Origin of the sequence: Proteus sp. CD3, assembly GCF_008808075.1 — a bacterium.
GTDB classification, from domain to species: domain Bacteria; phylum Pseudomonadota; class Gammaproteobacteria; order Enterobacterales; family Enterobacteriaceae; genus Proteus; species Proteus appendicitidis.
The window spans coordinates 1,431,114-1,447,925 of record NZ_CP019686.1 but is presented as its reverse complement, the minus strand read 5'-3'; the positions used below and the strand labels follow the sequence as shown (position 1 = coordinate 1,447,925).

General features: G+C 38.2%; 13 protein-coding genes. 4 read left to right on the top strand and 9 right to left on the bottom strand.

Annotated features, from left to right (window positions below; translation table 11 throughout):
• Positions 1–18 precede the first annotated feature (18 nt).
• The 8 genes from sufS to BTA34_RS06575 all read right to left on the bottom strand — a co-directional run bounded on the left by sufS (position 19) and on the right by BTA34_RS06575 (position 9,909).
• Positions 19–1,257 carry a cysteine desulfurase SufS gene (gene sufS, locus BTA34_RS06610; protein ID WP_265576284.1) on the bottom strand — a complete coding sequence of 413 codons (1,239 nt, stop codon included), beginning with the start codon at positions 1,255–1,257 and terminating at the stop codon, positions 19–21.
• Between the two features lie 11 nt (positions 1,258–1,268).
• The gene (gene sufD, locus BTA34_RS06605; RefSeq protein ID WP_151434967.1) at positions 1,269–2,576 is read right to left on the bottom strand and encodes a Fe-S cluster assembly protein SufD; all 1,308 of its coding nucleotides are present in this window, start codon (positions 2,574–2,576) and stop codon (positions 1,269–1,271) included.
• The gene (sufC, locus tag BTA34_RS06600) at positions 2,551–3,297 is read right to left on the bottom strand and encodes a Fe-S cluster assembly ATPase SufC (protein ID WP_023582353.1); all 747 of its coding nucleotides are present in this window, start codon (positions 3,295–3,297) and stop codon (positions 2,551–2,553) included. Before sufC ends, sufD begins: the two co-directional genes overlap by 26 nt.
• 44 nt (positions 3,298–3,341) lie before the next feature.
• On the bottom strand, positions 3,342–4,844 hold the full coding sequence (sufB, locus tag BTA34_RS06595) for a Fe-S cluster assembly protein SufB (RefSeq protein WP_151434966.1): 1,503 nt from the start codon (positions 4,842–4,844) through the stop codon (positions 3,342–3,344).
• A gap of 17 nt (positions 4,845–4,861) precedes the next feature.
• Positions 4,862–5,230, bottom strand: a complete 369-nt coding sequence (gene sufA, locus BTA34_RS06590) for a Fe-S cluster assembly scaffold SufA (RefSeq protein ID WP_036913225.1) — start codon at positions 5,228–5,230, stop codon at positions 4,862–4,864.
• A 418-nt stretch (positions 5,231–5,648) separates the two neighbouring features.
• The gene (locus BTA34_RS06585) at positions 5,649–6,269 is read right to left on the bottom strand and encodes a hypothetical protein (RefSeq protein WP_151434965.1); all 621 of its coding nucleotides are present in this window, start codon (positions 6,267–6,269) and stop codon (positions 5,649–5,651) included.
• Between the two features lie 173 nt (positions 6,270–6,442).
• Entirely contained in the window at positions 6,443–6,856 is a 414-nt protein-coding gene (menI, locus tag BTA34_RS06580) for a 1,4-dihydroxy-2-naphthoyl-CoA hydrolase (protein ID WP_151434964.1), read from the bottom strand.
• Positions 6,853–9,909: an FAD-binding and (Fe-S)-binding domain-containing protein gene (locus tag BTA34_RS06575; RefSeq protein ID WP_151434963.1), complete on the bottom strand. Its 3,057-nt coding sequence runs from the start codon at positions 9,907–9,909 to the stop codon at positions 6,853–6,855. Before BTA34_RS06575 ends, menI begins: the two co-directional genes overlap by 4 nt.
• Positions 9,910–10,125: 216 nt before the next feature.
• On the opposite strand from BTA34_RS06575, the gene ydiK reads away from it, so the two are divergent.
• Positions 10,126–11,238, top strand: a complete 1,113-nt coding sequence (gene ydiK / locus BTA34_RS06570; RefSeq protein ID WP_151434962.1) for an AI-2E family transporter YdiK — start codon at positions 10,126–10,128, stop codon at positions 11,236–11,238.
• Positions 11,239–11,693: 455 nt separating this feature from the next.
• On the opposite strand, the gene ppsA is transcribed toward ydiK, so the two are convergent.
• Entirely contained in the window at positions 11,694–14,066 is a 2,373-nt protein-coding gene (gene ppsA, locus BTA34_RS06565) for a phosphoenolpyruvate synthase (RefSeq protein WP_151434961.1), read from the bottom strand.
• Positions 14,067–14,284: 218 nt separating this feature from the next.
• Here ppsA and BTA34_RS06560 point away from each other — a divergent pair, with 218 nt between their 5' ends.
• The 3 genes from BTA34_RS06560 to hemP all read left to right on the top strand — a co-directional run bounded on the left by BTA34_RS06560 (position 14,285) and on the right by hemP (position 16,766).
• A complete protein-coding gene (locus tag BTA34_RS06560) occupies positions 14,285–15,151 on the top strand; it encodes a pyruvate, water dikinase regulatory protein (RefSeq protein WP_151434960.1) in 867 nt (288 codons plus the stop codon).
• Positions 15,152–15,272: 121 nt separating this feature from the next.
• Positions 15,273–16,322, top strand: coding sequence for a 3-deoxy-7-phosphoheptulonate synthase (locus BTA34_RS06555; protein WP_151434959.1), 1,050 nt, complete (start codon positions 15,273–15,275; stop codon positions 16,320–16,322).
• A gap of 261 nt (positions 16,323–16,583) precedes the next feature.
• Positions 16,584–16,766: a hemin uptake protein HemP gene (hemP, locus tag BTA34_RS06550; RefSeq protein ID WP_151434958.1), complete on the top strand. Its 183-nt coding sequence runs from the start codon at positions 16,584–16,586 to the stop codon at positions 16,764–16,766.
• Positions 16,767–16,812: the final 46 nt, after the last annotated feature.

The window sequence follows — 16,812 nt, the reverse complement described above, 5'->3', positions numbered from 1 at the left end:
ATCTTTAATCTTTAATCTTTAACCTAGTAACATTTCAACACGTAATAGCGCATTAACCAACGCATCAATATCATTTTTATTGGTATATAAACCAATAGATGCACGACACATCGCAGGAACTTGGTAATAATCCATAATTGGCATCGCACAATGATGCCCTGTACGGATAGCAATACCATAATTATCAAGAAATGCCCCAACATCATAAGCGTGGTGTTTACCTAAATTAAACGCTATCACACCTTGTCGAAGATCATTACCATAAAGCGTTAAAGATTTTACTTTTTGCAACTGCTCTTGAGCATACTTCATTATACTATTTTCATACTCAGCAATATTATTCATACCTAGCTGTGAAAGATAATCTAATGCCGCACCTAAGCCAATCATTCCTATTATATTAGGTGTTCCCGCTTCAAAACGCCAAGGTGCATCTGCGTAGGTAATATCACCATTAATATGAACATGTTTTATCATTGCGCCACCGCCTTCCCAAGGCGGCAATTCATCCAGTATCGCTTTTTTACCATACAGCAAGCCAATACCCGTAGGTCCATACAATTTATGCCCGCTACAAACAAAAAAGTCGCAATCAAGTTGTGAAACATTAATTGATTGATGCATGACACTTTGAGCACCATCAACCAATATATGTAACTCCCCGCCTTGATCAATAGCATATTGGCGAGCATCACGAATAATCTGAGCGATAGGATTCACTGTGCCCAATACATTTGATTGGTGCGTAAGGCTAAATAATTTAGTTCGTTCGTCGATTAAGCTAGGTAATTTAGCTAAATCGAGTGTACCGTCTTGTAATAGCGGTAACACACGAACATTAAAACCATACTGTTTTGCCAACATATACCAAGGAACAATATTTGCGTGATGTTCCATTTCTGTGATGATGATATTGTCACCATCATTTAAAAATCGTTGGCTATAAACATTTGCAATTAAGTTGATCCCTTCCGTTGTGCCTTTAACAAAAATAATCTCATCTTCGCTATTGGCACCTAAAAAATCACTGGCTTTTTTACGGACATTTTCAACTAACGTTGTCGCATTTGCACTTAACGTATGAATGCCGCGGTGAACCGCGGCATATTGTGTTAAGGCAAATTGCTTTTCATGTTCAATGACGCAAGCCGGTTTCTGAGCACTTGCGGCACTGTCGAGATAAACCAGTGGTTTCCCTTTTACTTGTTGTAAAAGGATTGGAAAATCATCTCGCGCTTTTTCAATGGAATGCGTCATAATGCCTTATTTTATACCTCTAATAAGCGCTGATTAATTCTGTCTAATACCTGCGCCTTAATCACGCTATTTTCTAGCGATTCAGTTAATTCAGCCGCAAATGCATGGATGATCATTTTACGGGCATCACTTAAAGAAATACCTCGTGAACGCAAGTAAAATAGTTGCTCATCATCAATTCGCCCCACAGTCGCACCATGGCTACATTTTACATCATCAGCATAGATCTCAAGCTGTGGCTTAGTATCGATTTGCGCTTTCTCACCCAGCAACAGATTGTTATTAGTCATTTGACCATCTGTTTTTAATGCTTGAGGTGTTACCGTGATCATACCGTTAAATACGGCTTTCCCTGCATCCATTGCAATACTTTTATGCAGTTGACGACTCTGGCAATTTTTTTCACCATGAACCAACCATGTGCGGGTATCCGCTATTTCGCCGGCTTTAGGTAATACAACGCTATTCATCGAAAGCTCTGTATTTTCACCTTTTAGTGCAGAACTTGTATGATGACGACTAAGTTTAGCCCCTAATAAGAAAGCATAACTATTGACACGAGCATCACGACCTATCGTCAGATCGTTATGAGCAAAATGCTGACTTACACCATTCTCAAAGCTTAATTTGATATGGTTAAAAGAGGCATTATCACCAATCGCAGCAGTTAATCTTGCCCCTGTAAAGTGACGGTTTTCGCTGTCACTGCTGATATAGTGCTCAATAACTTGCATCTGTGTATTTGCACCGACATCAAGGTGAAAACGATAATTTGCGCTATTTACCTCTGCACTTTGATCACCTTGAGTAATATTGAGGATATAAAGTGGTTTATCCGCAATAACGCCCGCTTTCAAGGTAATCAACAAAGGATGTGGCGCTAAACTTTCAACTAAATGCAGGAAAATTTCACCATTTACCGCTTTAGGCAATTCACTTTGGTTATCAAGCAAAGTGACTTGATAAGGACCAAAATCTTTGCTGCTTTCTATCGGTGAAAATGTGCCATTTACCATAACAATACGATAGCAATCAAAAGATAATGCGTATTTAGCCATTAAATTTTGCACATCAAAAGCTGGCAACTGTTGATAGCGCTGGCTTAGCGTTTCTTCTAATGGTGTATAGTGCCAATCTTCATGACGATAAGCCGGGAAACCGACTTTCTCGACTTGTAGCCAGTGATTACGCGCATTGAGACTATCGTCGCCTTTACGTTGATGATATAACGCTGAAAACGTTTCTAATGCTTGTTGATTACGCAGTTCAACTTGGCGCTGCTTTTCACGCTTTTCATTGAGGGTCAATAAGCCAGCCATAACCTTGTTCCTCCAATTTTTGCGCCAATGAGAAATCACCAGATTTAATGATTTTCCCCTGATAAAGCACATGTACAAAATCAGGTTTAATATAGTCAAGAATGCGCTGGTAGTGTGTTACAACAATGAAAGCACGTTTACCATCACGTAAGCTATTAACACCATTAGAAACGATTTTTAAGGCATCAATATCAAGCCCTGAATCTGTTTCATCTAGAATACATAATTCAGGCTCTAACGCAGCCATTTGTAAAATATCGTTACGTTTTTTCTCACCACCAGAAAACCCCACGTTAACTGAACGTGTTAACAAATCTTGTGGCATATCCAGTAATTTGATTTTATCTTCAATAAAATCTTCAAAATCAAAGCGATCTAACGGCTCTTGACCACGATATTCTCTCACCGCATTCACAGACGATTGTAAGAAAAATTGGTTGCTGACACCGGGTATTTCAACCGGATATTGAAATGCCATAAAGATGCCTTCACCTGCGCGATCTTCTGGTTCTAATTCCAATAAATCTTTATTTTTAAAGGTGATTGAACCTTCATCGACTTCATATTCATCACGACCAGCAAGTGTTGCTGATAAGGTGCTTTTACCCGAGCCATTTGGCCCCATAATCGCGTGAACTTCACCCGCACGAACTTGCAAATCTAACCCTTTCAGGATTTCATTGCCTTCAACACTGACATGTAAATTTTTAATTTCTAACATAATATATGCCTTCGGTATCTTTATACTCAGAATTTGGTTAATCGTTAACCGACGCTATGTTCTAAGCTGATTGCTAATAATTTTTGTGCTTCTACAGCAAATTCCAGCGGTAATTCTGAGAACACATCTTTACAAAATCCGTTTACAATCATTGAGATTGCATCATCTTCGCTTAACCCACGCTGACGACAATAGAACAACTGATCCTCACCAATACGTGACGTTGTTGCTTCGTGTTCAAGCTGTGCTGAGTTGTTCATTACTTCAACATAAGGGAAAGTATGCGCACCGCACTGCGTACCAATTAACATGGAATCACATTGGGTAAAGTTACGGGCATTTTGCGCACCAGGGAGTACTTTTACGAGTCCACGGTAACTGTTTTGGCTTTTACCCGCAGAAATACCTTTAGAGATAATGGTTGATTTGGTATTTTTGCCGATATGGATCATCTTAGTACCGGTATCTGCTTGTTGGTTGCCATTCGTTAAAGCAACCGAGAAGAATTCAGCGGTCGAATTATCCCCTTTTAAAATCACACTTGGATATTTCCATGTAATCGCAGAACCTGTTTCTGATTGCGTCCATGACATTTTTGCGTTTTCGCCTTCACAAATCGCACGTTTAGTCACAAAGTTAAGAATACCGCCTTCACTATCGCCACCAGAGAACCAGTTTTGTACCGTCGAGTATTTTACTTCAGCATCTTTATGGATAATGACTTCAACCACAGCAGCATGAAGCTGATAGCTATCACGAACAGGTGCTGAACAACCTTCGATGTAACTGACGTAACTGCCTTCATCAGCAACCAGAATAGTTCGTTCAAATTGACCAGTTTGAGCCGCATTAATACGAAAATAAGTCGATAATTCCATTGGGCAACGAACCCCTTTTGGAATATAGACAAAAGTACCATCAGATGCGACAGCCGCATTTAGTGCAGCAAAGTAGTTATCATGGCTTGATACAACGGTGCCTAAATATTGGCGTACTAAATCAGGATATTCTTGAATAGCTTCGCTAAATGAGCAGAAAATTATGCCATGTTCGGCAAGCTCTTCACGATATGTTGTTGAAACAGAAACAGAGTCAAAAATGGCATCAACCGCAACCGCTTGCCCTTCTCTTACAGGCACACCAAGTTGGTTAAAGGCATCTTCAACTTCTTTAGTTAAATAATCTTGCGCGGCTTGTTTATCACTTGCAACCGCTTCATTTGTACCACCAGCACAACTGCCATTAGCACAGCATGAACTGCAAGATGGCGCTGAATAATAGCTATAATCTTGATAATTAAGCGATGGATAATCTGCTTTTAGCCAATGAGGCTCTTCCATTTCTAACCAATGGCGATAAGCATCTAAACGAAATTCCAGCATCCACTCTGGTTCGTTTCTTTTTGCCGATATTGCACGCACAACCGCTTCGTTTAATCCTTTTTCTAAGGTATCGGTTGAAATATCGGTATAAAAACCTTCTTTATAGTGGTGATCGCTTAGCCATCCCTGAACTTCATCACCAATTTCAACATTGCTCTGAGACATAATCTGACTTCACTATGTTATACCCCGAAGCTCTCACCACATCCGCAGACGTTTTGAGCTTTAGGATTATTAAATTTAAACATTTGATTAAGTCCTTCACGAACATAATCAACAACCAACCCATCGATAAATGGCATTGCTTTTAATGAAACAAAGAGTTTTGCTCCATTGTGTTCATAAACAAGATCATCATCATTTGGGGCAGTAGCGAGTTCAATAACATAACCATACCCTGTACAACCGGAGGGTTTGATACTTAAGGAAAGCCCTTGTTTTTCTGGGTTTTTCTCAACTAAATGACAGATATGCTTTGCCGCATTATCCGTTAATACAATGCCTTGCCAAGCTGTGTCATTAAGAGAAAAAGTTTCAACGTTGTTTGTCATTTCTGACCTCATTTCGAAAGGAGATTGATATCTTTCCTGACACTAATGGTAATGATAACCCTTATCACTTCAACCATGTCTTTTGAAAGGATATTCCATAAATGTGTGTTTTTTGTTCTATTTTTGCAATTACTTTGTTAACAATTAATGTTAACACAATGTAATATAACACTTTTATTCTCTTTCATTACAAAAAATAAAACTTTTAATTTTTCTTATATTTCGCACAATACGCACATAAGTTGCAATATAAATACACTTTATATGTTATCACTGAAATTTAGAGAAAAAAGCATAAAAATGTGTTTTTACATGACAGCTTATTAACTCTGTTCACATTCATTTTTATGCTTATCATGCAGGATAAGATAGCACCACTTATGTGATGACCTCTTATTGGATTGTGTGCTCTTTGAACTTATTTATTGATAGTAATGGTTTGAATATATTTGTTTGTACATTCAAGGATTTGACTATTCTTTTGTTTGTTCGATTGGCTATTGAAGTTGCTAATCAATTGTAGTTGCCATACTCGGTTCGTTTTAAGATCAGCCACTAAAACACCTTCATAACTCACATTCTCTTTTGCGTATTTTCCTTCAAAAAAGACATGTCTACTTTCTACGTTTGGGATGGTTAATGGTTTTATCGATGTAGATATTTCCTTCATGCCATCTATTATCGCAATATTATCAACTATGCCTTGTGCTCCCGCATCCACATCATAACTCATTGCATCGATCATTTTAAAATAAACCAGACGAACATCTGTTAAATCACAAATAGGCTCTGATTTATAAACCATCATTTCTGTTGTGACATCCTGAATATTATCGGGTAATAATTTAAAATAATTTTCAGTATCTTCTCTGCTCATTGTAAATGAAGTGGGATAAGCCATATTAAAACCAGAAACAGTTTGCACTGGAATATTGCTTATATCATTACTCGTTTTAGAGGTAGAATTATTGTCACACCCACTGATTAATAAACCTACAATTAATAATACTGTGGTGTTGAATTTAGAAATAGTTAACATTATTGATCGTCTTATCTTTTATTATGAAGATAATGATTATCATTAAAAATAAAATCTAAATAAAGAAATAATTTTCTTTTCTCTCTCAATTTTTATTCTTTTTGACATTATCTATAAACATAAAAAACGCACAAAGCGAGTATTTCACTTTGTGCGTATAACTTTTTTATTTTTTAAGAAATAACAGATGTTGTTAATCTAGAAATACATACTTGACGACCTTCATCATCAAATATTTCTATTGACCAAACTTGGTGTGAACGACCTAAATGAATAGGTTTGCATACACCTCTTACCTTGCCTTCTCTTGCTGAACGAATATGATTCGCATTAATTTCAAGCCCGACAATCTTTTGTTCACCTTCGGTACAAAGATAACCCGCAACAGAGCCTAATGTTTCAGCTAACACAACAGAAGCACCACCATGCAAAAGCCCCAAAGGCTGCTTAGTACGATGATCAACAGGCATTGTTCCTTCAAGATAATCATCACCAAGACATGTTAATTCAATACCCAAATGGCTCATCATATTGTTTTGTCCAATATGATTAAGATCCTCAATTGTCGTTTTACGTTTCCATATCATGGCATAATCTCCAAAAGTGCCTGTAGTGGGTGTTTTAGCTCAACATTATCAATACGTTTCACTTGACTACGACAAGAGTAACCGGTGCTTAAACAACGCATTGTTGGTAACGTTTTTAATGCATTACCCCATGAGAGTTGATAAATGCCCAACGAGTTTTCATAATTATTGAGTTCATGTCCATAAGTACCAGCCATTCCACAACATCCAGTGCTCACAAATTCGAGTTGCTGCCCATAACGTTGGAAAATAGCCTGCCACTGTTTCATACTTTGTGGTAGCGCCGTCACTTCTGTACAGTGCCCAAAAAGATACCATTTTTCAGCATCATCGCGAACTGCTATTGGCTCAGATACCAATTTACTTAGCCATTCATGAACAAGTTGAACATTAAAATCCCCACGTTTATCACCCAGTATTTCACGATATTCATCACGATAACAAAGCACTAACGCAGGATCGACTCCCACCATAGGGATACCTAATTTTGCAACACGATTAAGCATTATTGAGGTTTTTTGTGCTGTTTTACTAAATTGCTGTAAAAAACCTTTAATATGTTGTGCTTTACCATTAGGTGAAAACGGCAACAAGACAGGTTTAAATCCAATCTTTTCAATTAGCTTGATAAAATCGGCAACCACTTTTGCATCGTAATAACTGGTGAAGGGATCTTGAACCACCAGCACATGATGGCTTCGTTGCTTTTCAGATAAACGCTCTAAGTCTTCTAGCGTCATATCTAACGCATTGTGCCCAGCCAATTGCTGCCTTAATGTTGGTGATGACAGCAAAGGCAAATCAACCATTCCTATCGTGTGTTTACTTAATGATTGCACCAAGGGTTGCTTCATAAAAAAGTTAAAGAATCCGGGTGCTTTCGCCATAATCGGCGTAGTTAACTCAACATTAGCGACAATATGATCTTTTAACGGACGTAAATAGCGCTGGTGATAAAGCTCAGTAAACTTAGAACGAAACGATGGCACATCAATTTTAATCGGACATTGCGTTGAACACGCTTTACAAGCCAAGCAACCGTTCATTGCCGCTTTGACTTCATGAGAAAAATCATATTCGCCACGTTTAGCTTTCCAAGTATTACGCGTTTTCTCAATTAAACTTCTTAAGCTAGGTTTATTATTTTCAAGGCTAGATCCAAGTTGTTTTGGGCTAACGCCTTGCTCTGTTAATAAGCGTAGCCACTCCCTTACAAGTGCGGCTCGTCCTTTAGGTGAATGAATGCGTTGTCCGCTGATTTTCATTGAAGGGCACATAGGGCTTTTAGCATCAAAGTTAAAGCAAAGCCCATTGCCATTACAATCTAATGCACCTTTGAAATCTTGGCGCACAGATAAAGGAATTGTGCGATCAAAAGTCCCTCGTTTGATAGTATCAACTTGCTTCATAGGCTCATCGACCTCTAATGGAGGGCAGATTTTCCCAGGATTCAGTCTATTTCGAGGATCGAACACCGTTTTGATTTGACGCAGTTCATGATAGAGCGTTTCACCGAAAAATTCGGGGCTGTATTGCGCTCTAAAGCCTTTTCCATGTTCACCCCAGAGTAACCCACCATATTTGGCTGTTAACGTGACAATGTCGTCTGAGATGGATTTCATCAATAATTCTTGTTGTGGATCGCACATATCAAGAGCAGGTCTTACGTGCAATACACCCGCATCAACATGTCCAAACATGCCATAATTGAGCTGGTGGCTATCAAGTAGCGCTCTAAATTCTGTAATATAATCAGCAAGATGTTCTGGCGGTACACAGGTATCTTCAACAAAAGGAATTGGCTTTGCTTGCCCTTTTGCGTTACCTAATAAACCAACCGCTTTTTTACGCATGGCATAAATACGATTTATATCCGCCAAATCTTCACAGACTTGATAACCGATAACACCGCTCTGACCCTCTTTCATTAATGAATCTAAGCGTTGGCATAATGATGCGACTTGTGAAGCGATAAGATTTTCATCATCACCCGCAAATTCAACAATATTAAGACCTTGCATATCTTTATCAGGTATATCAGTGATCAGCGCTTTAACGGAATGCCACACAATATCTTCACGAGCGAGATTTAATACTTTGGAATCAACAGTTTCAACAGAAAGTGCATTTGCTTTAACTAAAAAAGGCGCATTACGTAATGCTGAGTCAAAAGAATCGTATTTTACATTGACTAAACTGCGCTGTTTAGGAATTGGCGTGATATCGAGTGTCGCTTCAGTAATAAAAGCGAGCGTTCCTTCAGAGCCTGTTAAAATTCTCGTTAAATCAAATCGTTTCATGTCATCACTAAAGACATGACGTAAATCATACCCAGTTAAAAAGCGATTTAATTTAGGGAATTTTTCAAGAATAAGCTTTCGTTGCTCTTTGCAACGAGATAAAACGGTACGATAAACTTTACCGATTGCAGAGCTGTCTTGGGCAATATTTTCGGCTAGTGCGATATCCATCGCTCGCGTTTCAAGAAGTTCACCGCCTAACAAAACCGCCCTAACACCAAGAACATGATCAGAAGTTTTACCATAAACCATTGAACCTTGCCCGGATGCATCAGTGTTAATCATTCCGCCTAATGTGGCACGATTACTGGTAGAAAGTTCTGGAGCAAAAAAGAAGCCATAAGGTTTTAAAAAGAGATTAAGCTCATCTTTTATCACTCCTGCTTCCACTTTTACCCAACGCTCTTCTGGGTTTATCTCAATGATGCGTTTCATATAACGAGATAAATCGACGACAATGCCATCCGTTAATGCTTGCCCATTAGTACCTGTGCCGCCCCCTCTTGGAGTCAGGGAGAGTGAATGAAATCGAGGTTCATCAACTAAGCGAGCTATAATAGTGACATCCGCTGTTGAACGAGGGAAAACAACCGCCTGTGGCAATAACTGGTAAATACTATTATCTGTTGCCATAGTGAGTCTGTCAGCATAACTGCTGGAGATATCACCGGTAAAACCGTTTTTTCGAAGAGTATCAAGAAATTCTGTTGTGAGTTCACTGACTTGCGGTGCTTGCGATATACGTGGGATCATGGGTTATAGCTCTTTAATCTAATAGTCCACATTGCTTAATTTTAGATGTTGAAATGTATGCTAAGAGGTACTCTGCCTCATTTTGTACTTTCAGACCGATACCTATTCACCTTATCATACAATTCTGGCAAATTGCGTAGTGATATAAACAACGTGATATTTGCAATGTTTATTCATCTGCTTCTAGCATTTTTATTCGTGTAGGGATTTAAAACCATGGAAAAACCGCAGATCCATACAGATATACCCAAAGTTTTATTCACTGTTCTTTTTATTTCTTTTTTTATTATCGCCAGTTTTTGGATCTTAAATCCCTTTATTGTGGGTTTCATTTGGGCTGGAATGATTGTTGTAGCAACGTGGCCTTTACTTCTTATTATTGAAAAACGAGTAAAATATCGTTGGCTATCAACCATGATAATGATGATTTTGATATTACTGATCTTCGTTATCCCTATTATCTTATTAATTAGTAGCGTTATTGATAATAGCGCCCCCTTAATTGAATTAGCGAAATCACCTTCGAATATTCAGCCACCTCAATTATTATGGCTTAACGATATCCCCATGATAGGGAGCAAGCTTTATGATACATGGCACTCTATTCTGGTTTCAGGGGGGAATGCGTTAATCTCAAAAATCCAACCTTATGTTGGGCAAGCTGCAAACTGGTTTTTTGCTCAAGCCTTAAATATTGGTCGATTTGCCCTACATTTGGGTGTGATGTTGTTATTTTCAGGCTTACTGTTTTTACAAGGTGAAAATGTCGTATCTTGGTTGCGTCATTTTGCTATTCGCTTAGCCGGTCAACGTGGTGATGCCGCAATCTTACTCGCCTCTATGTCTATTCGCGCTGTTGCATTAGGTGTGGTTTTAACCGCCTTAATTCAGGCTATTGTTGGCGGTGTTGGTCTTGCTGTATCTGGCGTACCTTATGCTACGGTATTAACCGTCGTTATGTTTATTTGCTGCCTTGCTCAAATAGGTCCTTTATTAGTTTTGATCCCTTCAATTTTATGGCTATTTTGGACGGGTGATACCACTTGGGGCATTGTTATGGTGATTTGGGGTGGTGCTGTTGCAACAATGGATGGTGTATTACGCCCTTATTTAATCAAGATGGGTGCAGATTTGCCTATGGTATTAATTCTCACAGGTGTTATTGGTGGAATTTTAACATTAGGTATGATTGGTTTATTTATTGGTCCTGTTGTTCTTGCTGTTGCTCATAGTTTATTAAATGCATGGATTAATGAAGTACCAAAACCTAGTCCTGATTTAACTGAAACAGTAGAATTTATGAATAAAAACTTTATTGAAAAAGAATAAATAATAATGGAGCATGTAAGTGTAGCTACTTACATGCTCTAAAAATAACAGAGTAAAGTTTAATAAAGATTATCAATTTAGGAATAAACCATTATATTTCTATATTAAAACTTACATCTTGAAACAAATTACATTTTTTTAAACCTGTTTGTTACCAGCAAGTTATATTCAATTTTAAATAAACCATTATTCTTTTTATTGAGATAATTCTTAGAGCATAATTAACGCATTTCTCTTAATATAAATATCAACGAAACAAATGTTTCATCGAATTAATAATTTCGCCTTTCATATTAATAGATTAATTGGCGGGATTAAAGAATATAAAATATTGCTGTGTGTAGTCTTTGCCTGTCAGCCCATGATAGGCTTTTTTTTTGCCTATTATTTAATAATTGTATAAAAAAAGCTCACATAATATTGTGAGCTTTTTATTTATAACGATGATATTAATTCTATTGTGCTAATTTCACCCAAGTCTTAATTACGGTATCTGGGTTTAACGATAAACTATCAATTCCCTCTTCCATTAGCCATTGTGCGAAATCTTCATGATCAGAAGGTCCTTGACCACAAATACCCACATATTTTCCATTACGTTTTGCGGCTTGGATTGCCATTGATAATAATGCTTTCACTGCATCATTGCGTTCATCAAACAGTGCAGAAACCACACCAGAATCGCGGTCAAGACCTAATGTTAATTGGGTCATGTCGTTAGAGCCGATAGAAAAACCATCAAAGTGTTCTAAGAATTTATCCGCTAATAAGGCATTTGATGGAATTTCACACATCATAATGACTTTTAAGCCATTCTCACCTCGTTTCAAACCGTTTGCCGCTAATTCGTCAATCACCTCTTCAGCTTGGCGTACAGTACGAACAAATGGGATCATGACTTCAACATTCTCTAAGCCCATATCATTACGAACACGTTTTACCGCTTCACACTCAAGAGAGAAGCAGCGACGGAAATCGTCAGAAACATAACGACCCGCACCACGGAATCCTAACATTGGGTTCTCTTCGTCTGGCTCATAACGATCGCCACCCACTAAGTTGGCGTATTCGTTAGATTTAAAGTCAGATAAACGAACAATAACGCGTTTAGGCCAGAATGCCGCAGCTAATGTTGCAATTCCTTCCGTTAATTTACTGATGTAATACTCTACTGGAGATTCATAGCCTGCCATCATTTCATTGATTTCAGCTTTCAATGCTTCAGTTTGGTCGTCATATTCTAATAATGCACGAGGATGCACACCAATCATGCGGTTAATAATAAATTCTAAACGCGCAAGACCAACACCATCATTTGGTAAACCAGCAAAATCGAATGCACGATCAGGATTACCGACGTTCATCATGATTTTAAGCCCTAATTCAGGCATGTTATCGATTGCGGAGCTTTGAATAGAAAAATCCAGTTTGCCATCGTAAACAAATCCTGTATCACCTTCAGCACAAGAAACGGTAACAACTTGGCCTTCAGTAATACATTCTGTTGCATCACCACAACCCACCACAGCGGGAATACCTAATTCACGAGCAATAATTGCAGCATGGCATGTTCTACCACCACGGTTAGTCACAATCGCAGAGGCTTTTTTCATGATAGGTTCCCAATCTGGGTCTGTCATGTCAGTAACCAGCACATCACCCGCTTCAATTCTATCCATCTCATTTAAGTTATGAATAACTTTAACGACACCTGTACCAATACGATGACCAATAGCACGGCCTTCAATGATAACAGAGCCACTTTCATTTAATTGATAGCGCTCCATAACTTGTTGGTTAGAACGAACGGTTTCTGGGCGTGCCTGAACAATATATAAGCGACCATTATGCCCATCTTTAGCCCATTCGATATCCATTGGACGACCATAGTGACGTTCAATCAATACCGCTTGTTTAGCCAACTCTTGAACTTCATGATCAGTCAAAGAGAAACGATTGCGCAGTGACTCTGGCGTATCTTCGATACGAACTTGTTTACCATGTTCAACACTGTCCGCGTAAACCATTTGGATCTTTTTAGAGCCAAGATTACGACGAACAATAGAAGGTAGACCTTTTGCTAAAGTTGGCTTGTGTACATAGAACTCATCTGGGTTAACCGCACCCTGTACTACCATTTCACCTAAACCATAAGCTGATGTAATAAAGACAACTTGATCAAAGCCAGATTCAGTATCGATGGTAAACATCACACCTGAAGAAGCAAGATCAGAACGCACCATACGTTGAACACCCGCAGATAATGCAACACCACGGTGATCATAACCTTGGTGAACACGATAAGAGATTGCTCGATCGTTAAATAACGAGGCAAATACATGTTTGATTGCAACGAGTATGGCATCAATACCTTGAACGTTTAAAAACGTCTCTTGTTGACCTGCAAAAGAAGCATCAGGCATATCTTCTGCAGTCGCAGATGAACGAACGGCAAATGAAGCTTCAGATTCACCTTCACTTAATGTGAGATAAGCATCGCGAATATCTTTTTCAAACTGAGGCGTAAAAGGTGTATCAATTACCCACTGGCGAATTTGATTACCTGCTTGAGCCAGTTGATTGACATCATCAACATCAACGCTATCAAGTAATTCATAAATACGCTGATTGATACCGCTCTGTTCCAGAAAATCATTAAACGCTTGCGCTGTGGTAGCAAACCCATTAGGAACAGAAACACCCAGTTCCGCTAGGTTTGTGATCATTTCACCGAGGGAAGCATTTTTCCCACCAACACGATCAACGTCATTCATACCTAATTGGTTATACCAAAGCACATTGCACGGGGTGAGGCTATTGCTGGACATTGAGAACAATCCTTTTTTAAACAATTATGAGAGAGAGAAAAAAAGAAAAACCCGCTGTCAAAACGACAACGTAAATAAGCGTATCACAATGTTATGCTGAATATAGAAAGGTGAATCGATCAACCAGAAAACTTTATTTTTTTATCCTTTATAATCGCTAAAAATGCTATAGATAATATTGTTTGATTTGCTAATTCAGCTAAAAAAAGGTGAGTGTTATGATATTAAGCTTGAATTCTATTAATTGTGATAATAATGAACCCATTGATAGGACAGTCTTTTTTATCTCTGATGGCACAGCGATTACGGCAGAGGTATTAGGTCATGCGGTGCTTTCTCAATTTCCATTAAAAATGAAAAGTTATACATTACCTTTTGTGTCTACTGTAGAAAGAGCTGAAGAAATAAAACAGAAAATCTCTGAAATTTATAAAAAGAGTGGCGCGAAACCCCTGGTTTTTTATTCTATTATCAGCCCTGAAGTTAAACAGATAATAAATAGCAGTGAGGGTTTTTGTCAGGATATTGTCCAGTCTCTCGTATTACCACTAGAAAAAGAAATGGGGATCAAGGCATCGCCAAAATTAAATAAAACCCATGGATTGACTGAAAAAAATCTTAGTAAATACGATGCTCGTATTGCCGCCATCGAATACACCCTTTCCCATGATGATGGCATATCATTACGTAATCTCGACCAAGCACAAGTGATCTTAATTGGTGTTTCTCGTTGCGGAAAAACACCCACCAGCCTCTATTTAGCAATGCAATTTGGTATTCAGGCAGCCAACTATCCTTTCACCGCAGATGATATGGATTTCTTAAAACTGCCTGCTGAATTAAAAGAATACCAGCATAAATTGTTTGGTTTAACCATTGCACCAGAACGCTTAGCCGCTATTCGTGGTGAACGTCGTGAAAACAGCCGTTATGCCTCTATTCGTCAATGTAGAATTGAATTATCAGAAGTTGAAGCACTCTTTAGAAAGAACAACATTCCTTATCTCAACACCACCAACTATTCTGTTGAAGAAATTTCAACCAAGGTGATTGATTCTATGGGATTAGCAAGAAGAATGTTCTAACGCATTTTTGTCATTTTTTTATTCGGTTTTCACTGAGAAGGCTGTTGAAATTAGCTGAATTTCGTTTATTGTGATCTTAATCACTGGGTAGACTTACCCTGTATATTTATTGAGATGAATTATGTTAAAGACAGACGAACTACGGACTAAGGTGCTAGATAGTCTGGTAACACCAGAAACCTTAGCAAAAGAGTTCCCCATTTCTGATGAGATAACCCAAAATATCACATCAGCACGTAAACGAATTGAAGCAATCCTTACCGGAGAAGACCAACGACTTTTAGTGATTGTAGGGCCTTGCTCTATTCATGATCCTAAAGCAGCCAAAGAGTACGCCACTAAGCTTAATCAGCTAAAAGAACGTTATCATGACCGCTTAGAAATCGTCATGAGAACCTACTTTGAAAAGCCACGTACGGTCATTGGTTGGAAAGGTTTAATCTCTGATCCTTACCTTGATAACTCTTGCAACGTCAACGAAGGTATTCGTCTTGCAAGAAAGCTATTAATTGAAATAAATGCATTAGGTTTACCCACTGCAACTGAATTTCTCGATATGGTCACAGGCCAATATATTGCAGATTTAATTAGTTGGGGTGCCATTGGTGCTAGAACGACTGAAAGCCAAGTTCATCGTGAAATGGCTTCTGCGCTTTCTTGCCCTGTTGGTTTTAAAAATGGCACTGATGGTAATACCCGCATTGCGATTGATGCTATTCGTGCTTCTCGTGTTGGTCACACCTTCTTATCGCCAGATAAAAATGGCCGTATGACAATTTACCAAACCAGTGGTAATCCGTATGGTCATATTATTCTGCGCGGAGGTAAAAAACCTAATTATCACGCAAGCGATATTGCTGACGCGGTTGATGCGCTAAAACAAGTAGATTTACCAGAGCATCTTATTATCGATTTTAGCCATGGCAACTGTGAAAAAATTCATCGTCGTCAATTAGAAGTAGCCAGAAATGTTGGTCAACAAATTAAAGATGGCTCACAAGCAATTGTTGGCGTGATGGCTGAAAGCTTTTTACAAGAAGGCTCCCAAAAAGTTGTGCAAAATAAACCTCTTAATTATGGGCAATCAATCACTGATCCTTGTTTAAGCTGGAATGACACAGAACAACTTCTTGAGTTATTAGCACAAGCTGTTGAGAGTCGATTTCAATAGTCTTGTTTTTAAGGGGATAATCCTTATCCCCTTTTATCTTTTACATTCATTATGTTCCTCCTGATCCTCCCTCTTTCTGACTTTATATTCAGGTAAAATATCAGCCTATTTTATTCCATTGTTTTAAATTTCATCACCTACCTCTTTATTACTCACAATATGACTTAAATTTACTTATTTACGTTAAAAAAAGCTTGTCTAAACACTTTTGTTAACGATAATGATTATCATAATGATAACGCTTATTACTCTTAGTGTATTATGAATAAAAAAGCTAATAATTTGGATAATTCTTTAACCAAACAAAATTCTCATTCTTCAATAATTCAATCGATTAATAGTATTGAGTTATTAGGTAAAGATGGCATGGTTTACATTCAACATAACGGAGAGTTGTACCAACTACGCCAAACTAAAGCAGGAAAACTTATCCTGACTAAATAATTTTTTTTGACAATAACGTGCAAGCCACCTATCGACTCAGCTAGGC